18 protein-coding genes are annotated in these 21,405 nt (G+C 59.5%); 12 read left to right on the plus strand and 6 right to left on the minus strand.

The genetic code is table 11. From position 1 onward, the window contains the following. Positions 1-5: 5 nt before the first annotated feature. The 4 genes from frr to rpsB form a co-directional block, all read right to left on the minus strand. The gene (gene frr, locus MUM_RS0130375; RefSeq protein ID WP_010176756.1) at positions 6-563 is read right to left on the minus strand and encodes a ribosome recycling factor; all 558 of its coding nucleotides are present in this window, start codon (positions 561-563) and stop codon (positions 6-8) included. Next, on the minus strand, positions 560-1,303 hold the full coding sequence (pyrH, locus tag MUM_RS0130380) for a UMP kinase (RefSeq protein ID WP_010176757.1): 744 nt from the start codon (positions 1,301-1,303) through the stop codon (positions 560-562). The genes frr and pyrH overlap by 4 nt, the downstream gene beginning before the upstream one ends. 210 nt (positions 1,304-1,513) lie before the next feature. Then, entirely contained in the window at positions 1,514-2,377 is an 864-nt protein-coding gene (tsf, locus tag MUM_RS0130385) for a translation elongation factor Ts (protein ID WP_008432237.1), read from the minus strand. Positions 2,378-2,568: 191 nt separating this feature from the next. Next, entirely contained in the window at positions 2,569-3,306 is a 738-nt protein-coding gene (gene rpsB, locus MUM_RS0130390) for a 30S ribosomal protein S2 (RefSeq protein ID WP_003219330.1), read from the minus strand. 385 nt (positions 3,307-3,691) lie between these two features. On the opposite strand from rpsB, the gene map reads away from it, so the two are divergent. The 5 genes from map (at position 3,692) to MUM_RS1000000133730 (ending at position 10,586) form a co-directional block, all read left to right on the plus strand. Continuing rightward, the gene (map, locus tag MUM_RS0130395; RefSeq protein WP_003219332.1) at positions 3,692-4,474 is read left to right on the plus strand and encodes a type I methionyl aminopeptidase; all 783 of its coding nucleotides are present in this window, start codon (positions 3,692-3,694) and stop codon (positions 4,472-4,474) included. 61 nt (positions 4,475-4,535) lie between these two features. Then, the gene (locus MUM_RS0130400) at positions 4,536-7,238 is read left to right on the plus strand and encodes a [protein-PII] uridylyltransferase (protein WP_010176758.1); all 2,703 of its coding nucleotides are present in this window, start codon (positions 4,536-4,538) and stop codon (positions 7,236-7,238) included. A gap of 46 nt (positions 7,239-7,284) precedes the next feature. Beyond that, positions 7,285-8,484, plus strand: a complete 1,200-nt coding sequence (dapC, locus tag MUM_RS0130405; RefSeq protein WP_010176759.1) for a succinyldiaminopimelate transaminase — start codon at positions 7,285-7,287, stop codon at positions 8,482-8,484. Between the two features lie 559 nt (positions 8,485-9,043). After that, the gene (locus MUM_RS0130410) at positions 9,044-9,721 is read left to right on the plus strand and encodes a M12 family metallopeptidase (protein ID WP_081480150.1); all 678 of its coding nucleotides are present in this window, start codon (positions 9,044-9,046) and stop codon (positions 9,719-9,721) included. 136 nt (positions 9,722-9,857) lie between these two features. Next, positions 9,858-10,586, plus strand: coding sequence for a M12 family metallopeptidase (locus MUM_RS1000000133730; protein WP_081480151.1), 729 nt, complete (start codon positions 9,858-9,860; stop codon positions 10,584-10,586). A 63-nt stretch (positions 10,587-10,649) separates the two neighbouring features. On the opposite strand, the gene MUM_RS0130415 is transcribed toward MUM_RS1000000133730, so the two are convergent. After that, positions 10,650-12,293, minus strand: coding sequence for a Na+/H+ antiporter (locus MUM_RS0130415; protein WP_010176761.1), 1,644 nt, complete (start codon positions 12,291-12,293; stop codon positions 10,650-10,652). Between the two features lie 212 nt (positions 12,294-12,505). Here MUM_RS0130415 and MUM_RS0130420 point away from each other — a divergent pair, with 212 nt between their 5' ends. From MUM_RS0130420 to MUM_RS0130435, 4 genes are all read left to right on the plus strand, one after another. Then, positions 12,506-12,868 carry an ArsC family reductase gene (locus MUM_RS0130420; protein WP_010176762.1) on the plus strand — a complete coding sequence of 121 codons (363 nt, stop codon included), beginning with the start codon at positions 12,506-12,508 and terminating at the stop codon, positions 12,866-12,868. A 33-nt stretch (positions 12,869-12,901) separates the two neighbouring features. Next, positions 12,902-13,936, plus strand: coding sequence for a 2,3,4,5-tetrahydropyridine-2,6-dicarboxylate N-succinyltransferase (dapD, locus tag MUM_RS0130425; RefSeq protein WP_010176763.1), 1,035 nt, complete (start codon positions 12,902-12,904; stop codon positions 13,934-13,936). 69 nt (positions 13,937-14,005) lie between these two features. Then, positions 14,006-15,211, plus strand: coding sequence for an aminotransferase class V-fold PLP-dependent enzyme (locus tag MUM_RS0130430; protein WP_010176764.1), 1,206 nt, complete (start codon positions 14,006-14,008; stop codon positions 15,209-15,211). After that, positions 15,208-15,621: a SufE family protein gene (locus MUM_RS0130435; RefSeq protein ID WP_010176765.1), complete on the plus strand. Its 414-nt coding sequence runs from the start codon at positions 15,208-15,210 to the stop codon at positions 15,619-15,621. The genes MUM_RS0130430 and MUM_RS0130435 overlap by 4 nt, the downstream gene beginning before the upstream one ends. A 36-nt stretch (positions 15,622-15,657) precedes the next feature. Here MUM_RS0130435 and tcdA read toward each other — a convergent pair whose 3' ends face one another. Further along, positions 15,658-16,482, minus strand: coding sequence for a tRNA cyclic N6-threonylcarbamoyladenosine(37) synthase TcdA (gene tcdA / locus MUM_RS0130440; RefSeq protein WP_010176766.1), 825 nt, complete (start codon positions 16,480-16,482; stop codon positions 15,658-15,660). Positions 16,483-16,700: 218 nt separating this feature from the next. Between tcdA and MUM_RS0130445 the strand changes: the two genes are divergently transcribed. The 3 genes from MUM_RS0130445 (at position 16,701) to MUM_RS0130455 (ending at position 21,347) form a co-directional block, all read left to right on the plus strand. Further along, positions 16,701-19,295: a glycosyltransferase gene (locus MUM_RS0130445; RefSeq protein WP_010176767.1), complete on the plus strand. Its 2,595-nt coding sequence runs from the start codon at positions 16,701-16,703 to the stop codon at positions 19,293-19,295. A gap of 91 nt (positions 19,296-19,386) precedes the next feature. After that, on the plus strand, positions 19,387-20,538 hold the full coding sequence (dapE, locus tag MUM_RS0130450) for a succinyl-diaminopimelate desuccinylase (RefSeq protein ID WP_010176768.1): 1,152 nt from the start codon (positions 19,387-19,389) through the stop codon (positions 20,536-20,538). Further along, complete coding sequence (locus MUM_RS0130455) at positions 20,538-21,347, plus strand: putative RNA methyltransferase (RefSeq protein WP_010176769.1); 810 nt, start codon at positions 20,538-20,540, stop codon at positions 21,345-21,347. The genes dapE and MUM_RS0130455 overlap by 1 nt, the downstream gene beginning before the upstream one ends. The last annotated feature ends 58 nt before the right edge of the window (positions 21,348-21,405 follow it).

Genomic DNA, 21,405 nt, shown 5'->3' on the forward strand with positions numbered 1-21,405 from the left:
ACCCTTTATACGGCCATCAGGTCCTTTTCTTTGTCTTCCGTGGCCTTGGTGATCTGGGCCTCGGCATCTTTGGTCAGCTTGTCGATATCGGCGACGGCACGACGCTCTTCGTCTTCGCTGATTTCCTTGTCCTTGACCAGCTTCTTCAGGTCGCCCAAGGCATCGCGACGGATGTTGCGCACGGCAACACGCGCATCTTCAGCTGCGCTGCGCGCCTGCTTGGTGAAGCCCTTACGGGTTTCTTCGGTCAGGGCTGGCATGGAGATCAGCAGCAGTTCGCCCAGGTTGGTCGGATTGAGGTTCAAACCGGCGCTCTGGATGGCCTTGTCGACGGCACCGAGCATGTTGCGCTCAAAGGCCACGACTTGCAGGGTACGGGAGTCTTTTACAGTGATGTTGGCCACTTGGGTGATGGAGGTATCAGCGCCGTAGTACGGCACCATCACGCTGCCCAGAATGCTTGGGTGAGCCTTGCCGGTACGAATCTGGCCAAATGCATGGTTCAGAGAGTCCAGGGATTTCTGCATGCGCTCTTGAGCGTCTTTTTTGATTTCGTTGATCATTGTTCGACTTCCTCGATCAGAGTCCCTTCCGCGCCGCCGTGTACGATGTTCAGCAGGGCGCCGGGCTTGTTCATGTTAAATACGCGCAGCGGCATCTTGTGGTCGCGGCACAAGCAAATAGCCGTCAGGTCCATCACGCCCAGCTTGCGATCCAGTACTTCATCATAAGTCAGATGATCGAACTTCTCGGCATGCGGGTCTTTGAATGGGTCTGCAGTGTAAACACCGTCAACCTTGGTGGCTTTGAGCACCACGTCCGCGTTGATCTCGATACCACGCAGGCACGCTGCCGAATCGGTGGTGAAGAACGGGTTGCCGGTACCGGCAGCAAAAATCACTACCTCTTTGGCATCCAGGTGACGCATGGCTTTGCGACGATCATAGTGATCCGTTACACCGACCATGGAAATAGCCGACATGACGATAGCGGTGATGTTGGCGCGTTCCAGGGCGTCACGCATCGCCAGGGCGTTCATCACAGTGGCCAGCATGCCCATGTGGTCGCCTGTCACCCGATCCATGCCGGCAGCGCTGAGTGCCGCACCGCGGAACAGGTTGCCGCCGCCGATCACCAGACCGACCTGAACACCGATACCGACCAGTTGGCCGACTTCCAGCGCCATGCGGTCGAGTACTTTGGGATCGATCCCAAACTCTTCCGACCCCATCAGGGCCTCGCCGCTAAGCTTGAGTAGAATGCGTTTATAGCGAGCCTGATGACCACTGCCCTGCTGAGCCATTGCGAATCTCTCCTGCGGCGTATTTTTGAAAATTCTTGGCAAGCCGTTTACGGCCTGCGTTCACTCTAGCTTGACGCTGTCACAGCGCCATCGGAACACGGCTTTGTAAGCCAGTTCCAAAGGGAAACCAATAAAAATTGATCACCCCATTTGAAAAGAGGCTGCGCGCGTAAGCGGGCAGCCTCTTTTGGGCGACAGTTAAAAACCGTCTTACTTCTTGGTGGCAGCCAGCTGGGCAGCAACTTCTTCAGCGAAGTTGTCGACCGGCTTCTCGATGCCGTCGCCTACTTTGTAGTAGGTGAAGGAAACGATTTCAGCACCAGCTTTCTTGGCCAGTTCGCCAACCTTGATTTCAGGGTTCTTGACGAACGCCTGCTCAACCAGGGAAGCCTCAGCCAGGAACTTGCTGATACGGCCTTTCACCATGTTTTCAACGATGTTTTCAGGCTTGCCTTTGATTTTTTCTTCGTTCAGCTGCAGGAACACGGCTTTCTCGCGTTCGATGGCTTCAGCAGAAACTTCCGATGGCAGCAGGAATTCAGGGTTGCTGGCCGCTACGTGCATAGCGATGTCTTTGGCCAGTTCAACGTTGCCGCCTTTCAGGGCAACCACAACACCGATCTTGTTGCCGTGCAGGTAAGCACCAACAACATCACCTTCAACGCGAGTCAGGCGACGAATGTTAACGTTCTCGCCTACTTTACCAACCAGAACCAGACGATCAGCTTCTTGAGCTTCGATCAGCGGAGCGGCGTCGGTCAGCTTGTCAGCGAATGCTTTTTCAACGCTGGCAGCGACGAAGTTCTTGAAGTCGTCTTGCAGGGCCAGGAAGTCGGTCTGCGAGTTAACTTCCAGGATAACGGCCGATTTGCCGTCTTCCTTGATTGCGATAGCGCCTTCAGCAGCGACGTTGCCTGCTTTCTTGGCGGCCTTGATGGCGCCCGAAGCACGCATGTCATCAATGGCTTTTTCGATGTCGCCGCCGGCCTTGGTCAAGGCCTTTTTGCAATCCATCATGCCTTCGCCGGTACGCTCACGCAGTTCTTTAACCAACGCTGCAGTAATCTCTGCCATTTTCAAAATCCTCTTGGATAGGTTTTCAACCATTCCACCCGATTGAACGGGCGATCAATTCTTCCCGAACCACCTTGTAGGCCGCTGCACGTTACAGATGTTGTAGCTGCGCTGCCGACAAATGGTTTTCGAGGTGGCAAAAAGGGGGCCAAGCCCCCTTTTTGCTTACTGAGTCAACGCCAAGGCGTCAGTTACTCAGCTGCTGCTACCGGAGCTTCTTCAACGAACTGCTCGGTGCCGCCAGCAACGTGGTTGCGGCCACGGATTACAGCGTCAGCCATCGAACCCATGTACAGCTGGATAGCGCGGATTGCGTCATCGTTGCCTGGGATGATGTAGTCAACGCCTTCCGGGCTGCTGTTGGTATCGACTACGCCGATAACCGGGATGCCCAGCTTGTTGGCTTCGGTGATCGCGATGCGCTCGTGATCAACGTCGATAACGAACAGTGCGTCAGGCAGACCGCCCATGTCCTTGATACCACCCAGGGAACGATCGAGCTTTTCCAGGTCGCGAGTGCGCATCAGCGCCTCTTTCTTGGTCAGCTTGGCGAAAGTACCGTCTTCGGCTTGCACTTCAAGGTCACGCAGACGCTTGATGGAAGCACGGATGGTTTTGAAGTTGGTCAGCATGCCGCCCAACCAGCGGTGATCGACGTACGGCGAACCGCAACGTGCTGCTTCTTCAGCAACGATCTTGCCAGCGGAACGCTTGGTGCCGACGAACAGAATCTTGTTTTTGCCCTGGGCCAGGCGCTCTACGAAAGTCAGAGCTTCGTTGAACATTGGCAGGGTTTTTTCAAGGTTGATGATGTGGATCTTGTTACGCGCGCCGAAAATGTATTTACCCATTTTCGGGTTCCAGTAACGGGTCTGGTGACCGAAGTGCACACCGGCCTTCAGCATATCGCGCATGTTGACTTGGGACATGATAGTTCCTTAATAAGTCGGGTTTGGCCTCCACGTATCCCAATGACCAACCAGCGGCATTCGCCTCCGGCACCCAGGTCATCGTGTCGACACGTGTGTGGATTTAAGCTTTGCGGGGTATCCCCGGAAAGCGGCGCATTTTATACCACAGAGCTTGCAAAAACGAAACCCGCAATCACATTTGCCGTCAGTCGCTTTTGCCTAAGCCTTTGAATAGAGCCAGAATGCCCCCATCCTTATAGACAGAAGCGATCGCCAGACGCTCATGGTTTCACCCCTGCGTCTGCTAGAATCGCGTTTTTTGGGCTTGTGCGAATTCTGCAACCTTTTGTCGCACACCCGTAAACCGTATTGATTTCAGCGCGTCGCGCTAGAGAGAGCCTGTATGACCGTAACCCTCAAAACCGCCGAAGACATCGCTGGCATGCGTGTCGCCGGCAAACTGGCTGCCGACGTGCTGGAAATGATTGCCGAACACGTCAAGCCCGGCGTCACCACCGAAGCGCTGGACCGCATTTGCCACGACTATATCGTCGACGTGCAAAAAGCCATCCCTGCGCCGCTGAACTACAAGGGCTTCCCCAAGTCGATCTGCACCTCGATCAACCACGTGGTGTGCCACGGGATACCCGGCGACAAACCCCTGAAAGACGGCGACACCCTGAATATCGACGTCACCGTGATCAAGGACGGCTACCACGGCGACACCAGCCGTATGTTCCACGTCGGCACTGTACCGGTATGGGCCGAGCGCCTGTCGCAAGTGACCCAGGAATGCATGTACAAGGCCATCGAAATCGTCAAACCCGGCTGCCGCCTGGGCGACATCGGTGAAATCATCCAGAAGCACGCTGAAAAGAACGGCTTCTCGGTAGTGCGCGAATTCTGCGGCCACGGCATCGGCAAGGTGTTCCACGAAGAGCCACAAATCCTGCACTACGGCCGCGCCGGCACCGGCATGGAACTGAAGGCAGGCATGACCTTCACCATCGAGCCGATGATCAACCAGGGCAAGGCCGACACCAAGGTGCTGGGCGATGGCTGGACCGCCATCACCAAGGACCGCAAGCTCTCGGCCCAGTGGGAACACACCCTGTTGGTGACCGACACCGGCTACGAGATCTTCACCCTGCGCGCCGACGACACGATTCCTCGCGTTTCGGCGTAATGTTTGCACCGGTTTTCTAATTGCAACGCTGTGACCCATAGATAGAAAGGAAAACCGATCGATGCCCCAGGTGGATCCCGAACTCTTTGACCGTGGCCAGTTCCAGGCGGAGCTGGCGCTGAAGGCAAGCCCCATTGCCGCCTTCAAGAAGGCCATCCGTCAGGCCCGCGAAGTGCTCGACGCGCGCTTTCGTAGCGGCCGGGACATTCGCCGGCTGATCGAGGACCGCGCCTGGTTCGTCGACAACATCCTGCAAAAGGCCTGGGAACAGTTCAGCTGGAGTGAAGACGCCGATATCGCCCTGGTGGCGGTCGGCGGCTACGGCCGCGGCGAACTGCACCCCTACTCCGACATCGACCTGCTGATTTTGCTCGACAGCGCCGACCACGAGATCTTTCGCGATTCCATCGAGCGTTTTCTGACGTTGCTATGGGACATCGGCCTGGAAGTCGGCCAAAGCGTGCGCTCGGTGGACGAATGCGCCCAGGAAGCCCGCGCCGACCTGACGGTGATCACGAACCTGATGGAAAGCCGCACCATCGCCGGCCCCGAGCGCCTGCGCCAGCGCATGCTGGAGGTCACCAGTACCGCGCACATGTGGCCGAGCAAGGATTTCTTCCTGGCCAAGCGCGCCGAGCAGAAAGCCCGGCACCACAAGTACAACGACACCGAATACAACCTGGAACCCAACGTCAAAGGCTCCCCGGGCGGGCTGCGGGATATCCAGACAATTCTGTGGGTTGCCCGTCGCCAGTACGGCACCCTGAACCTGCGGGCCCTGGCCGGGGAAGGTTTCCTGGTGGAGAGCGAAAACGCCCTGCTGGCCTCCTCCCAGGAGTTTCTCTGGAAAGTGCGCTACGCGCTGCACATGCTGGCCGGGCGCTCCGAAGACCGCCTGCTGTTCGATCACCAGCGCTCCATCGCCACCTTGCTGGGGTTTGAAGGCGAGGATGCGAAGACCAGCATCGAAAGCTTCATGCAGCAGTACTACCGCGTGGTGATGAGCATTGCCCAGCTCAGCGACCTGATCATCCAGCACTTCGAAGAAGTGATCCTGGCCCCGGAAGACGAAGCGCCACCGCAGCCGATCAACTCACGCTTCCAGCTGCACGATGGCTACATCGAGGCACGCAACGACAACGTATTCAAACGCACGCCGTTCGCCATGCTGGAAATCTTCGTGCTGATGGCCCAGCAGCCGGAAATCAAGGGCGTGCGCGCCGACACCATTCGCTTGCTGCGGGAAAACCGTCACCTGATCGACGACGATTTCCGCCACGACATTCGCAACACCAGCCTGTTTATCGAGCTGTTCAAGTGCAAGATCGGCATCCACCGCAACCTGCGGCGCATGAACCGTTACGGGATTCTGGGGCGTTACCTGCCGGAGTTCGGCTTTATCGTCGGGCAGATGCAGCACGACCTGTTCCACATCTATACGGTGGACGCCCACACCCTGAACCTGATCAAACACCTGCGTAAGCTGCAGTACACCCAGGTGTCAGAGAAATTCCCGCTGGCCAGTAAGCTGATGGCGCGCCTGCCCAAGCCCGAGCTGATTTACCTGGCCGGCCTGTACCACGACATCGGCAAGGGCCGGCACGGCGATCACTCGGAAATTGGTGCGGTAGACGCCGAGGCGTTCTGCCAGCGCCACCAACTGCCGCTGTGGGACAGCCGCCTGATCGTGTGGCTGGTGCAAAACCACCTGGTGATGTCCACCACCGCCCAGCGCAAGGACTTGTCCGACCCGCAGGTGATCCACGATTTCGCACAGATCGTCGGCGACGAAACCCGTCTCGACTATCTCTACGTACTCACCGTGTCCGACATCAACGCCACCAACCCGACGCTGTGGAACTCCTGGCGTGCCAGCCTGTTGCGCCAGCTCTACACCGAGACCAAGCGCGCGCTGCGTCGCGGCCTGGAGAACCCGGTGGACCGCGAGGAGCAGATCCGTCGCACCCAGAGCGCAGCCCTGGATATCCTGGTGCGCGGCGGCAACGACCCGGATGACGTCGAGCAACTCTGGTCGCAACTGGGGGACGACTACTTCCTGCGCCACACCGCCGGCGACGTGGCCTGGCACAGCGACGCGATCCTGCAGCAGCCGACCGATGGCGGGCCACTGGTGCTGATCAAGGAAACCACCCAGCGCGAGTTCGAGGGCGGCACGCAGATTTTCATCTACGCGCCGGACCAGCACGACTTCTTCGCCGTGACCGTGGCCGCGATGGACCAGCTCAACCTGAACATTCACGACGCCCGGGTGATCACCTCCAGCAGCCAGTTCACACTCGACACCTACATCGTGCTCGACACTGAAGGCGAGTCCATCGGTGACAACCCGGAGCGGGTGAAAAAGATCCGCAAGGGCCTCACCGACGCCCTGCGCAATCCCGACGACTACCCGACCATTATCCAGCGCCGGGTACCGCGCCAGCTCAAGCACTTTGCGTTTGCCCCCGAGGTGACCATCCACAACGACGCCCAGCGCCCGGTGACCGTGCTGGAACTCAGCGCGCCGGACCGCCCGGGCCTGTTGGCGCGGATCGGCACGATCTTCCTGGAGTTCGACTTGTCGTTGCAGAACGCCAAGATTGCGACCCTGGGCGAACGGGTGGAAGACGTGTTCTTTATTACCGATGCCGACAACCAGCCGCTCTCCGACCCTGAACTGTGCCGACGCTTGCAGGAAGCCATCGTCCAGCAGTTGAGCGTCAACCAGGAGACTGGCGTCGAGATGTCACGGTTGAGCATCTGACCGACCGCCCATTTTCAGCTTCCAATGAATTGAACGAGATCCACCGATGAACAATGCCCTGAACCAGCTGCAGCCCTACCCGTTCGAGAAACTGCGCGTCCTGCTGGGCAGCGTCACGCCGAACCCGGACAAACGCCCGATCGCCCTGTCCATCGGCGAGCCAAAGCACAAATCCCCGCAGTTCGTTGCCGATGCGCTGGCCAACAACCTGGACCAGATGGCGGTGTACCCGACTACCCTGGGCATCCCCGCTCTGCGTGAGGCGATTGGTGCCTGGTGCGAACGCCGTTTCAGCGTGCCCAAGGGCTGGCTCGACCCGGCGCGCAACATCCTGCCGGTGAACGGCACCCGTGAAGCGTTGTTCGCCTTCACCCAGACCGTGGTCAACCGTGGCGACGACGCGCTGGTGGTCAGCCCGAACCCGTTCTACCAGATCTACGAGGGCGCGGCCTTCCTCGCCGGGGCCAAGCCGCACTACCTGCCGTGCCTGGATGAAAACGGCTTCAATCCGGATTTCGACGCGGTGTCGCCGGACATCTGGAAACGCTGCCAGATCCTGTTCCTGTGCTCCCCCGGCAACCCGACCGGCGCACTGATCCCCGTCGACACCTTGAAAAAGCTGATCGCCCTGGCCGACGAATACGACTTCGTGATCGCCGCCGACGAGTGCTACAGCGAGCTGTACTTCGACGAACAAACCCCGCCGCCGGGCCTGCTCAGCGCCTGCGTGGAACTGGGTCGCCAGGACTTCAAGCGCTGCGTGGTGTTCCACAGCCTGTCCAAGCGCTCCAACCTGCCGGGCCTGCGTTCGGGTTTTGTGGCCGGTGACGCCGAGATCCTCAAGGGCTTCCTGCTGTACCGCACCTACCACGGCTGCGCGATGCCGGTGCAAACCCAGCTGGCGAGCATTGCCGCCTGGCAGGACGAAGCCCACGTGCAGGCCAACCGTGACCTGTACCGCGAGAAATTCGATGCCGTGCTGGCCATTCTCAAGCCAGTGCTGGATGTGCAAGCGCCGGACGGTGGCTTCTACCTGTGGCCGAACGTGGACGGTGACGATGCCGCTTTCTGCCGCGACTTGTTCGTGGAAGAACACGTAACCGTGGTGCCGGGCTCGTACCTGTCACGGGAAGTGGACGGTTTCAACCCGGGCGCCGGGCGTGTACGCCTGGCACTGGTTGCGCCGCTGGCAGAGTGTGTGGAAGCGGCAGAGCGGATTCGCTCATACGTCATCCGAAACCGGTAACCCGCCTACCGCCTTCCCAAACGCGCCCGGACGGGGAAATCCGGGCGTAATGAGCGCCACCCACAGGCTTCCAAAACCTCTGGGTGGAAACGCCAATGATCAACCCTCCCCAACACGTGCCGCAGTTCAATACGCCGATATATACCGAATAGCCAACACCTGCCGTCATACATCGCCCCCAATGGCGTGATGCCGCCTCAGACTGCAAAACTCAAGGTGTTGGGCTACCCGGAATTGAAGAACAGCTGTTGCAGCGACAATACCCAACTGGAACGGGCAACGCGAACGCCCCCTACGCAAATAGTAATTTCACTAAAGCCCGCACAGCCCGACGCAGTTCGGGCCACGATGATAAAACACACGCCCCTTCCAAGAGCGTATCGGGTAAAAAATCCTACTTAGAACGCCGCCGTCTTTCCACTCGAAAAATATATTCGCTTACACGTTCAGCGGAACTATTCCCACAATAAATTCCAATATAGGGCGCTAGGCAGTGAGTACAAGAAAATTGAAACCATTGACCAATAGAAAATGAAACTATCCTTTCGAGATTAAAAACATGACGACGCTTGCCCCCCACTACCCCTCAGCATTTAATACTTCATACCCATCTCCAAACAATCTGGACCCCGTCGAAGATTACTCGAATGCAAACCCGCCTCCTGTTGCCAGAAACGAACGAGGCGTGGCAGATCCCAAGTTACTCTGGCCACAGGGTTCGACCATCACAATATCCCTGCTGGGCATGACGAATGACCAGGAACAGTTAATGAAGGACAACATCAACAAGTGGGCACCTTACACCAACCTGAAATTTGAATTTGTAAATACAAAGGAAGGCGATATACGCATAGCAACAGAACCTGAAACTCTTGGCGGCTGGTCAAACGTAGGGACATCAGCAAAATCCATACCTATCGACAAACCCACAATGGCAATTGGATTGCAAGGCGACAAGGAAGAACTGGAAGGCGCGATAATACATGAGTTCGGACATGCATTAGGCCTAAAGCATGAGCATCAACATCCCGACAGGCAACTGCCGGACTCCGACTACCTACTGGGCTTTCCGACTTATCCACGTACAGATGTTACGACATCAAAATACGATAGGTCTTCCGTCATGCATTACGTTTTTTCGACAAAAGCCGACGGCAGTTCTCGCTCTGAAAACAATCAAATATCAGAGGGCGATAAAGCTTTCATGCGCACGCTCTACCCTCCTATCACTGAATAGATATAACTAACCGTCACGCAGCAAAAAAACTGCTCATCAGGAAGGACTGACAAAGATCACTACAGGCAAAATCAATAATTTTGTGTTTCTTCAATAACTAAAAATTCAACAATCAGGAAAGTGAAGGACATTACCAATGGCGACCCCCCTCAACAGTTACACATCCTCCTCATACGCAGCTTCTAACTACTCAATACAACCAAACGACGATCAAACCTCGAGTACTTCAGCCAGCGCCAGAAAAACCAGAGGAGCCGCCAACGATCGATATCTCTGGCCACAAGGCTCAACCATTAAAATCGGGTTTGTTGACGTCAATGAAAAAGATAAAGCCCTCATCGAAAAAAATATAAATAAGTGGGCACCTCATGTAAACCTCACGTTCGAATTCATTGATGATCCGAAAAACGCCGATATAAGAATCGAAGTAGATCCTGCAATGTCGGGTGGTTATTCATGGATAGGCACCGAGGCAAAACTACACCCACACGATAAAGCTCACGTCACAATCGGCACTCGAGGTTCCGAGGAGAATACGGAAGATACAATAATGCACGAATGGGGACATGTATTAGGCTTGGAACATGAACATGCGCATCCAGACAGAAAACTTGAAGACCCCAACCTAGGAAGAGAAGACGCTATAAAACGCGATGCCAACCACACATTCTCCCCCTACGACAAAGACTCTATCATGCATTATAAATACAAATACGAAGCCGGCAGAGCGGTTGACTTTATCCCCAATACTATCTCCGCAAAAGATATAGAGTTTGTCAGCTCCCTCTATCCACCACTCGACAAAAAATCGCCAGCACCAAACTACCCACATCCATTACAGAACCCACCCATCCACCCCACCTGATACATCATCTTGAGCACAAAGGTTAGCGACGATATCGAGCATCACCAGCCCTTGTTTACCGGGTCATTTCATATGCCCCAAATTCGCCTCACTCATGTCCAAATCAGCCAGCACTTCCCTTAACACGTCATCACCTATCTGGTGATGACGGCTCAGGCTATACAACTCCAAACGCTGTGCTCTTAACGCCTTCAGTCGCAACTTGCGCTCCAGTTGATCCATCTGAAACGCCAACGCCTGGGCTTCCGCAGAGTCGTTGAACACTTCCAACTGATGACGATACTCCGACATCAACCGCGCCTTGAGCTCAGTGGCCAACGCCGCTTGGGCGGCATCCTGGGGTGCCGCTTCCGCAGGTTCTTCGGCCTCCAGGGCATGAATCGCCGCTTCAGCGGTTTTCTTCCAGGCGTCACGCACCTCGCTGCGGCGCTTGTCGTCCGGACTCTTTTCAATGCCCCGCAGCAGCAACGGCAAGGCGATGCAGGCGGCGACCAGCGACAGCAGGATCACTCCGGCGGCGATGAAGATCAGCAGGTCACGCTGAGGAAAATCCTGGCCCGGCGCCAACAGCAACGGCACCGACATCACACCCGCCAACGTCACCGCACCTCGCACGCCACCCACGGTCAACAGCCAGCAGGAACGGGCCGTCGGTACCAGTGTCAGTTCACTTTTCCCACGCAGGCGCCGGAGCAATCCCGACAGGCGCCAGATGCTTTGCACCCAGATAAACCGCAACACCACCAACACCAGGAAAATCGCGATCACGTCCAGGCAGCGGTACAGCAACGTCGGCCACAGCGTCGGTTCGTGGCTGACCACGGCCTTGATGATGTCCGGCAGTTGCAGGCCCAGCAGCAGGAAGATCAACCCGTTAAACGCAAATTCCAGCAGCGACCACACACTGCGATTGAGCAGCCGGGTGCTGGTCTGGCGCGGCAGCAGGTCGAGCCAACTTTGCATCATCCCTGCGGCCACCGCCGACAAGATGCCCGACGCGCCAAGGCGCTCCGCCAGCACGTAGGCGGCAAACGGCAGCAGCAACATGAACACCACGTGCGTCGCCGGGTCGTCCCAGCCCCGGGCGATCATCCAGGACCGGAGCCGGCCCACCAGCCAGCTCAAGGCCACACCAATAGCCAGGCCACCGACGGCGACGAGCACAAAGGTCAGGCTGGCATCAGCCAGGGAAAACACCCCGGTCAGTGCCGCCGCCAGGGCGAATTTGAACGTCACCAGGCCCGATGCGTCATTCATCAACGCCTCGCCCTGAAGCATGTGCATCAACGGCGTGGGCAAGCGGTTCTGGGAAATGGCTGACACCGCCACGGCATCTGTCGGCGACAAGACGGCCGCCAGGGCGAAGGCCACCGGCAACGGAATACTCGGCAACAGCCAATGAATGAAGTAACCGGCGCCCACCACCGTAAACAGCACCAGCCCCACCGCCAGCGTCAGGATCGGCCCGCGCAGGCGCCACAGTTCACGCTTGGGCATGCGCCAGCCATCGGAGAACAGCAGGGGCGGCAGGAACAGGAAAAGAAACAACTCAGGGTCCAGGGCCACATGCAGCCCCAGGGTCGGCCAGGCCAACAAGGCCCCGGCGGCGATTTGCACCAGGGGTAACGGCAGTGGGATAACACGCCCGACCAGACGCGAAACGCTGACCAGCATCAGCAGGATAAGTACGGTGTAAGCGGTTTGCATAACGCGGGATTCCCAGACAATCAACTTGCAACAACACACATCAGGCAACAACTCGCCGTTGAAGTGCCATATTAGCCGCCTATGCTGCGCGATGGCCTTTGCACAAAAGTCGCACGCAGCAACACGCAGTTGTGACGAGCGGCGCCGAAAGCCGCTGGCCATGGCATAATCCGTGGCCTTTCATCTCCGTCAGCCCAAAGGGGGGCAATTCCTTGACCGCTTCAAGCAAAACGTTGCACCTTTTCGGCATCAAAGCCTGCGACACCATGAAAAAGGCGCGCACCTGGCTCGATGAACACGCTGTCAGCTATGAGTTTCATGACTACAAGACGGCCGGTATCGACCGCGAACACTTGACCCAATGGTGCAACGAGCACGGTTGGCAGGTGGTTTTGAACCGTGCGGGCACCACCTTTCGCAAACTCGAAGACGAACGCAAAGCCGATCTCGACCAAGCGAAAGCCATTGAATTGATGCTCGCGCAACCCTCGATGATCAAGCGCCCCGTGCTTGATCTCGGTGACAAAACCCTGATTGGCTTCAAGCCAGATAGTTATTCGGCGGCCCTCAAGTAGGCCAGCCCACTCCATTTTTGTAGAGGTAACAGCATGTCCAATTCCCTGTTCAGCCTGGGCTTCGGCGTAGGCACTCAGAACCGCCAAGGTGCTTGGCTGGAAGTATTTTACGCACAACCGCTGCTCAACCCTTCGGCTGAAATCATCGCGGCCATCGCACCGATCCTCGGTTACACCGAAGGCAACCAGGCCATTACGTTCACCGTCACCCAGGCCCTGCAACTGGCTGACGCGCTCAAAGGTGTTGACGCCGCCCAAGCCGCCCTGTTGAGCCGCCTGGCTGAAAGCCACACCCCGCTGGTCGCCACGCTGCTGGCCGAAGACGCCGCGCTGACCTCCACCCCTGAGGCGTACCTCAAGCTGCACCTGCTGTCCCATCGCCTGGTCAAGCCGCACGGCCTGAGCCTGGCCGGTGTGTTCCCGCAGCTGCCGAACGTGGCCTGGACCAGCCAGGGCGCGATCGACATCGCCGAACTGGCCGAGCGCCAACTGGAAGCCCGCCTGCGTGGCGAGTTGCTGGAAGTGTTCTCGGTGGACAAGTTCCCGAAAATGACCGACTACGTGGTGCCGAGTGGCGTGCGTATCGCTGATGCCGCACGTATCCGCCTGGGCGCCTACGTGGGCGAAGGCACCACCGTGATGCACGAAGGTTTCGTCAACTTCAACGCCGGTACCGAAGGCCCGGGCATGATCGAAGGCCGCGTGTCGGCTGGCGTGTTCGTCGGCAAGGGTTCGGACCTGGGCGGCGGTTGCTCCACCATGGGCACCCTGTCGGGCGGTGGCAACATCGTGATCAAGGTCGGCGAAGGCTGCCTGATCGGCGCCAACGCCGGTATCGGCATCCCGTTGGGCGACCGCAACACCGTTGAGTCGGGCCTGTACGTGACCGCCGGTACCAAGGTGGCGCTGCTGGACGAGGCCAACCAACTGGTTAAAGTGGTCAAGGCCCGTGAGCTGGCCGGCCAACCGGACCTGCTGTTCCGCCGCAACTCCGAGACCGGTGCCGTGGAATGCAAAACCCACAAATCGGCCATCGAACTGAACGCAGCGCTGCACGCTCACAACTAAGCAGCGACTCGATGCCACTGACGGCCCGTACCTTCCCGGTGCGGGTCGTTTATACGAGCCTTGATCACCATGCTTGTGCCCTCTCCCTGGCGCGCCGATTTTCCGGCCATCGCCACCCTGCAACGGCAAGACCAGACCTATCTGGACAACGCCGCCACCACGCAAAAACCTCAAGCCCTGCTGGACGCCATCAGCCATTACTACACCAATGGCGCAGCCAATGTGCACCGTGCCCAGCACTTGCCGGGCGCCCACGCGACCCAGGCCTTCGAGGACAGCCGCAACAAGGTGGCACAGTGGCTGAACGTCGGCGACGACGGGCAAATCATCTTCACCCATGGCGCGACTTCAGCGCTGAACCTCCTGGCCTATGGCCTTGAGCACTTATTCAACCCGGGCGACGAGCTTGTCATCAGCGCCCTGGAGCACCACGCCAACCTGCTGCCGTGGCAGCAACTGGCCAAGCGTCGCGGGCTGGAACTGGTGGTTTTGCCACTTAACGAAGACGGCTTGATCGACCTGCAAGCTGCCGCCGAATTGATCGGCCCGCGTACCCGGCTGCTGGCGGTGAGCCAACTGTCCAACGTGCTCGGCGCCTGGCAGCCGTTGCCGCAGTTGTTGGCGCTGGCCAAGGCCCACGGCGCACTGACGGTGGTGGACGGCGCCCAGGGCATCGTCCATGGTCGCCATGACCTGCAGGCACTGGGCTGCGACTTCTACGTGTTTTCCAGCCATAAACTCTACGGGCCGGATGGCGTTGGCGTGCTGTATGGCCGCACTGAGGCCCTGCATCACCTGCGCCACTGGCAGTTTGGTGGCGAGATGGTGCAACTGGCTGACTATCAAAGCGCCAGCTTCCGCCCCGCCCCCCTCGGCTTCGAAGCCGGGACGCCGCCAATCGCCAGCGTGATCGGCCTGGGTGCGACCCTGGATTACCTGAGTTCCCTCGACCCGCACGCGGTGATGGCCCACGAAGCCGCCCTGCACGACTACCTGTTGCGTGGCTTGCAAGCACGCAAGGGCATACGGCTGCTGGGTTTGCCACAGGTGGCCCTGGCCAGCTTTGTGGTGGACGGCGTGCACAACGCCGACCTCGCCCACTTGCTGACTGAACAAGGGATTGCCGTACGCGCCGGCCATCATTGTGCGATGCCGCTGCTCAAGCAGATGGGGCTCTCCGGGGCGATTCGGGTGTCGCTGGCGCTGTATAACGACTCCGATGACCTGGAGCGTTTTTTTGAAGCGCTGGATCAGGCCCTGGATATGTTGCGATGAGCTTGCCGGCGGAGGCCGTTGTGGCGCTGCAGGCGTTTCAGGTGGTCGGGAGTTGGGAGCAACGCGCCCGCCTGCTCATGCAATGGGGCGAGCGTCTTCCCGCGTTGCCGGATGAAGACAAGGTCGACGCCAACCTGGTGCAGGGCTGTGAAGGCCTGGTCTGGCTGGTGGGGCACTTGCAGGACGGCCACTGGCAGTTTGCTGCGAGCAGCGACGCACGGCTGATTCGCGGGCTGGTGGCACTGTTGCTGGCGCGGGTTAACGGCTTGTCGGCCGCCGAACTGCACGCCGTCGACTTGCCCGGCTGGTTTGACCAACTGGGCTTGTCGCGGCAGCTATCACCGTCGCGCAGCAATGGGTTGAATGCCGTGCTTCAGCGCATGCGGGCGTTGAGCCTCACACAAAACTAAATGTGGGAGCAAGCCCGCTCCCACATTTTGATCTTTTCAGGGTGCAGAGATCGGTGTTGCCTGAACTCTGTCAGCAGGCCGGCGCACGCCGGCCACAATCTTGTCCACCGCTTTGGTCGCCGCCACCATACCGAAGGTCGCGGTGACCATCATCACCGCGCCAAACCCGCCGGCGCAGTCCAGCTTCACGCCATCCCCGACAAAACTCTTCTGCAAACAGATGCTGCCGTCCGGCTTCGGATACCGCAGCTGTTCAGTGGAGAACACGCAGGGCACGCTGTAATGGCGGGTCACGGTGCGGGAGAAGCCGTAGTCGCGGCGCAACGTGGAGCGCACTTTCGACGCCAGCGGGTCATTGAACGTACGGTTCAAGTCACACACCTGAATCAGCGTCGGGTCGATCTGCCCGCCCGCACCGCCAGTGGTGATGATCTGGATCTTTCGCCGCTTGCACCAGGCAATCAGCGCCGCCTTGGCGTTCACGCTGTCGATGCAGTCGATCACGCAATCGATGTTGGGCGTGATGTACTCGGCCATGGTCTCGCGGGTGACGAAATCCGCCACCGCATGCACGGTGCAGTCGGGGTTGATGCCCTTCAGGCGCTCGGCCATGACCTCGACCTTGGGCTTGCCCACGGTGCTGTCCAGTGCGTGCAACTGGCGGTTGCTGTTGCTGACGCAAACGTCGTCCAGGTCAAACAGCGAAATCTCGCCCACGCCGCAGCGGGCGATGGCTTCCGCCGCCCACGAGCCCACACCGCCCACGCCGACGATGGCCACATGGGCCGCCTTCAGGCGCTCCAGGCCTTCAATGCCATACAAGCGGGCGACGCCGGCAAACCGTGGATCTTCTGTACTCATGACCATTACCCCAAAAACCGGCGCGCATTATAGGGCGTTGCCGCGACAAGTTCGACGCATCCAGCTACAAGTAAAGAACTTAGGTCAACTTTCGCTGCCCAATGTCCGGTTTTTCTCGGCTTGCTGTACGGTCAGTGAAAGGCCGGTGTAGGATGCGCGCCGTTCGGCGCAGGCCGACACCTCTTTTCGTTCCACACCTTTTGGAACCCGAAATAGCCATGTCATCGCGTAAATTTGGACTCAACCTGGTGGTGGTGCTGGCAATTGCCGCGCTGTTCACCGGCTTCTGGGCGCTGATCAACCGCCCGGTCACTGCCCCTAACTGGCCTGAACAGATCTCCGGTTTTTCCTACTCGCCGTTCCAACAAGGCCAGTTCCCGCAGAAAGACCAGTATCCGACTGACGATCAAATGCGTCAGGACCTTGCGATCATGAGCAAGCTGACGGACAACATCCGCACCTACTCGGTCGACGGCACCCTGGGGGATATCCCCAAGCTGGCGGAAGAGTTCGGCCTGCGGGTGACGCTGGGGATCTGGATCAGCCCGGACCTGGAGCGCAACGAGCGCGAGATCCAGCGTGCCATCGAAATCGCCAACAGCTCCCGCAGCGTCGTGCGGGTAGTGGTGGGTAACGAAGCGCTGTTCCGTGAGGAAATCACCCCGGAAGCCCTGATCGTGCTGCTGGACCGGGTGCGCGCTGCCGTGAAAGTGCCGGTGACGACTTCGGAGCAATGGCACATCTGGGAAAAGAACCCGCAACTGGCCAAGCACGTCGACCTGATCGCCGCGCACATCCTGCCGTTCTGGGAATTTATTCCGATGGACAAGGCTGGCCAGTACGTACTCGACCGCGCCCGGGACCTGAAGAAACTGTTCCCGAAAAAGCCGCTGCTGCTGTCGGAGGTTGGCTGGCCGAGTAACGGTCGCATGCGCGGTGGCAATGAAACGTCCCCGGCCGACCAGGCGATTTACCTGCGCACACTGGTGAACAAGCTCAATCGCCAGGGCTACAACTACTTCGTGATCGAGGCCTTCGATCAGCCGTGGAAGGTCAGCGATGAAGGCTCGGCCGGCGCCTACTGGGGCGTGTTCAACGCCGCACGCCAGCAGAAATTCAACTTTGAAGGGCCGGTGGTGGCGATTCCGCAATGGCGGGTGCTGGCCATCGGTTCGGTGGTGCTGGCACTGCTGTCCCTGACCTTGCTGATGATCGACGGCTCGGCCCTGCGCCAGCGTGGCCGGACCTTCCTGACCTTCATCGCGTTCCTGTGCGGTTCGGTGCTGGTGTGGATTGGTTACGACTACAGCCAGCAATACAGCACCTGGTTCAGCGTTACCGTGGGCATCCTCCTGGCCCTCGGCGCCCTGGGCGTGTTTATCGTGTTGCTGACCGAGGCCCACGAACTGGCCGAAGCGGTCTGGACCCACAAACGCCGGCGTGAATTCCTGCCGGTCGAAGGGGATTCGGACTACCGCCCGAAAGTCTCGATCCATGTGCCGTGCTACAACGAGCCGCCGGAGATGGTCAAACAGACCCTCGACGCCCTGGCGGCCCTCGACTATCCGGACTACGAAGTCCTGATCATCGACAACAACACCAAGGACCCGGCCGTGTGGGAGCCCGTGCGCGACTACTGCGAAACCCTGGGCCCGCGCTTCAAGTTCTTCCACGTCTCGCCCCTGGCCGGTTTCAAGGGCGGTGCGCTGAACTACCTGATCCCGCATACCGCCAAGGATGCCGAAGTCATCGCCGTGATCGACTCCGATTACTGCGTATCGCCGAACTGGCTCAAGCACATGGTGCCGCACTTCGCCGACCCGAAAATTGCCGTGGTGCAGTCGCCACAGGATTATCGCGATCAGAACGAAAGCACCTTCAAGAAGCTCTGCTACGCGGAATACAAAGGCTTCTTCCATATCGGCATGGTCACCCGCAACGACCGTGACGCGATCATCCAGCACGGCACCATGACCATGACCCGTCGCTCGGTCCTGGAAGAACTGGGCTGGGCCGACTGGTGCATCTGCGAAGACGCCGAACTAGGCCTGCGGGTCTTCGAAAAAGGCCTGTCGGCGGCGTACTACCACGACAGCTACGGCAAGGGCCTGATGCCCGATACCTTTATCGACTTCAAGAAACAGCGTTTCCGCTGGGCCTATGGGGCGATTCAGATCATCAAGCGTCACACCGCAAGCCTGTTGCGCGGCAAGGACACCGAGCTGACCCGTGGCCAGCGCTACCACTTCCTCGCGGGCTGGTTGCCGTGGGTGGCCGACGGCATGAACATCTTCTTCACCGTGGGCGCCCTGTTGTGGTCCGCGGCGATGATTATCGTGCCGACGCGGGTTGACCCGCCGCTGCTGATTTTCGCGATCCCGCCCCTGGCGTTGTTCGTGTTCAAGGTGGGCAAGATCATCTTCCTCTACCGTCGTGCGGTGGGTGTGAACCTGAAAGATGCGTTCTGCGCGGCGCTGGCCGGGTTGGCGTTGTCCCACACCATCGCCAAGGCGGTGCTGTACGGCTTCTTCACCACCAGCATTCCGTTCTTTCGTACACCGAAGAACGCTGATAACCACGGCTTCTGGGTCGCGATTTCCGAAGCCCGGGAAGAGATGTTCATCATGCTGCTGTTGTGGGGCGCCGCACTGGGGATTTACCTGGTGCAGGGCCTGCCGAGCAATGACATGCGCTTCTGGGTGGTGATGTTGCTGGTGCAGTCGCTGCCGTATGTGGCGGCGCTGATCATGGCGTTCCTGTCATCGCTGCCGAAGCCGGCAGCACCTGCGCCGGCGCCCGCCCCGACGGCGTAAAATCTCGCGCAATGCACTAAACGGCGGCCTCTGGCCGCCGTTTTGCTATAAGATAACGGCCATTTTGCGCGCCCTGCACTGGAGTTTTTACATGACGGCCCACGCCGACCTTTCGCCGACCCTCCAACTCGCTATCGACCTGATCCGTCGCCCGTCGGTGACGCCGATCGACGCCGATTGCCAGAAGCTGATGATGCAGCGCCTGGGCGACGCCGGTTTTGCGCTTGAGCCGATGCGCATCGAGGATGTGGATAACTTCTGGGCCACCCACGGCAAACACGAAGGCCCGGTATTGTGCTTCGCCGGCCACACCGACGTGGTGCCGACCGGCCCGGTCAAGGCCTGGCAGAACGACCCGTTCGACGCGTTGATCGACGAAAACGGCATGCTCTGCGGCCGTGGCGCAGCAGACATGAAAGGCAGCCTGGCGGCGATGCTGGTCGCCTCCGAGCGCTTCGTCACCGACTACCCGGACCACAAGGGCTCGGTGGCTTTCCTGATCACCAGCGATGAAGAAGGTCCGGCGCACCACGGTACCAAAGCCGTGATCGAACGCCTGGCGGCCCGCAAGGAGCGCCTGGACTGGTGCATCGTCGGCGAACCGTCGAGCACCACCCTGGTGGGCGATGTGGTCAAGAATGGCCGTCGCGGCTCCCTCGGCGCCACCCTGACCGTGCGCGGCGTGCAAGGCCACGTGGCCTACCCGCACCTGGCAAAGAACCCGATCCACCTGGCCGCCCCGGCCCTGGCCGAACTGGCCGCCGAGCACTGGGACGATGGCAACACCTTCTTCCCGCCCACCAGCTTCCAGATCTCCAACCTTAACTCCGGCACCGGCGCCACCAACGTGATTCCGGGCGACCTGACGGCGGTGTTCAACTTCCGTTTCTCCACCGAGTCCACCGTGGAAGGCCTGCAACAGCGGGTTGCGGCGATTCTCGACAAGCATGGCCTGGACTGGCATGTGGAGTGGGCGCTGTCGGGCCTGCCGTTCCTCACCGAACCGGGCGCGTTGCTGGATGCCGTTTCCGCCAGCATCAAGGCTATCACCGGCCGCGAGACCAAGGCGTCCACCAGCGGCGGCACCTCCGACGGGCGCTTCATTGCGACCCTCGGCACTCAGGTTGTAGAGCTGGGCCCGGTCAACGCGACGATCCATCAGGTCAACGAGCGCATCCTCGCCAGCGACCTCGATGTGTTGACCGAAATCTACTACCAGACCCTGATCAAGTTGCTCGCCTGATGCTTGCTTGCCCCATTTGCAGTGCACCGCTCCACGACGTGGACAACGGCGTGGCCTGCCCGGTCGGGCATCGTTTCGACCGCGCGCGCCAGGGTTACCTGAACCTGTTGCCGGTGCAGCACAAGAACAGCCGCGACCCGGGCGATAACCTGGCGATGGTTGAAGCGCGCCGCGACTTCCTCAACGCCGGGCATTACGCCCCGGTGGCCAGGCGCCTGGCCGAACTGGCCGCTGAGCGCAAACCCCAGCGCTGGCTGGACATCGGTTGTGGCGAGGGTTACTACACCGCGCAAATCGCCGATACCCTGCTGCGCGCCGATGGTTATGCCCTGGATATTTCCAAGGAAGCGGTCAAGCGCGCCTGCAAGCGCAACCCCACGGTGACCTGGTTGATCGCCAGCATGGCCCGGGTGCCATTGGCCGATGCCAGCTGCCAGTTCCTCGCCAGCGTCTTCAGCCCGCTGGACTGGCTGGAGGCCAAGCGCCTGCTCAGCCCGGGCGGCGGCTTGATGAAGGTTGGTCCCACCAGCGGCCACCTGATGGAACTGCGCGAGCGCCTGTACGACGAAGTGCGCGAGTACACCGACGACAAACACCTGGCACTGGTGCCGGACGGCATGAGCCTGCAACACAGCGAAACCCTGGAATTCACGCTCAGCCTGGCCGACCCCAAGGATCGCGCCAACCTGCTGGCCATGACGCCTCACGGCTGGCGCGCCAGTGCCGAGCGCCGGGCCCAGGTGATCGAAGCCGCCGAACCGCTGCTGGTCACTGTGTCGATGCGCTACGACTATTTCGTGCTTCAATAACCCATTATTTTGTGGGCCTCTTGGGGCCTGCGCCGAATCCGCGAATGGATTTTCAAAA

This window comes from Pseudomonas sp. PAMC 25886 (assembly GCF_000242655.1).
In the GTDB taxonomy this organism is placed as follows: Bacteria; Pseudomonadota; Gammaproteobacteria; order Pseudomonadales; family Pseudomonadaceae; genus Aquipseudomonas.

Bases quoted from the DNA above. Each gene is read 5' to 3' on its own strand.
- dapE (WP_010176768.1), top strand. From the start codon at position 19,387: ATGACGGCCCACGCCGACCTTTCGCCGACCCTCCAACTCGCTATCGAC.
- MUM_RS0130410 (WP_081480150.1), top strand. From the start codon at position 9,044: ATGACGACGCTTGCCCCCCACTACCCCTCAGCATTTAATACTTCATAC.
- pyrH (WP_010176757.1), bottom strand. From the start codon at position 1,303: ATGGCTCAGCAGGGCAGTGGTCATCAGGCTCGCTATAAACGCATTCTA.
- MUM_RS0130415 (WP_010176761.1), bottom strand. From the start codon at position 12,293: ATGCAAACCGCTTACACCGTACTTATCCTGCTGATGCTGGTCAGCGTT.
- MUM_RS0130435 (WP_010176765.1), top strand. From the start codon at position 15,208: ATGAGCTTGCCGGCGGAGGCCGTTGTGGCGCTGCAGGCGTTTCAGGTG.
- MUM_RS1000000133730 (WP_081480151.1), top strand. From the start codon at position 9,858: ATGGCGACCCCCCTCAACAGTTACACATCCTCCTCATACGCAGCTTCT.
- MUM_RS0130445 (WP_010176767.1), top strand. From the start codon at position 16,701: ATGTCATCGCGTAAATTTGGACTCAACCTGGTGGTGGTGCTGGCAATT.
- map (WP_003219332.1), top strand. From the start codon at position 3,692: ATGACCGTAACCCTCAAAACCGCCGAAGACATCGCTGGCATGCGTGTC.
- dapD (WP_010176763.1), top strand. From the start codon at position 12,902: ATGTCCAATTCCCTGTTCAGCCTGGGCTTCGGCGTAGGCACTCAGAAC.
- MUM_RS0130455 (WP_010176769.1), top strand. From the start codon at position 20,538: ATGCTTGCTTGCCCCATTTGCAGTGCACCGCTCCACGACGTGGACAAC.
- dapC (WP_010176759.1), top strand. From the start codon at position 7,285: ATGAACAATGCCCTGAACCAGCTGCAGCCCTACCCGTTCGAGAAACTG.
- frr (WP_010176756.1), bottom strand. From the start codon at position 563: ATGATCAACGAAATCAAAAAAGACGCTCAAGAGCGCATGCAGAAATCC.
- MUM_RS0130400 (WP_010176758.1), top strand. From the start codon at position 4,536: ATGCCCCAGGTGGATCCCGAACTCTTTGACCGTGGCCAGTTCCAGGCG.
- MUM_RS0130430 (WP_010176764.1), top strand. From the start codon at position 14,006: ATGCTTGTGCCCTCTCCCTGGCGCGCCGATTTTCCGGCCATCGCCACC.
- tsf (WP_008432237.1), bottom strand. From the start codon at position 2,377: ATGGCAGAGATTACTGCAGCGTTGGTTAAAGAACTGCGTGAGCGTACC.
- rpsB (WP_003219330.1), bottom strand. From the start codon at position 3,306: ATGTCCCAAGTCAACATGCGCGATATGCTGAAGGCCGGTGTGCACTTC.
- tcdA (WP_010176766.1), bottom strand. From the start codon at position 16,482: ATGAGTACAGAAGATCCACGGTTTGCCGGCGTCGCCCGCTTGTATGGC.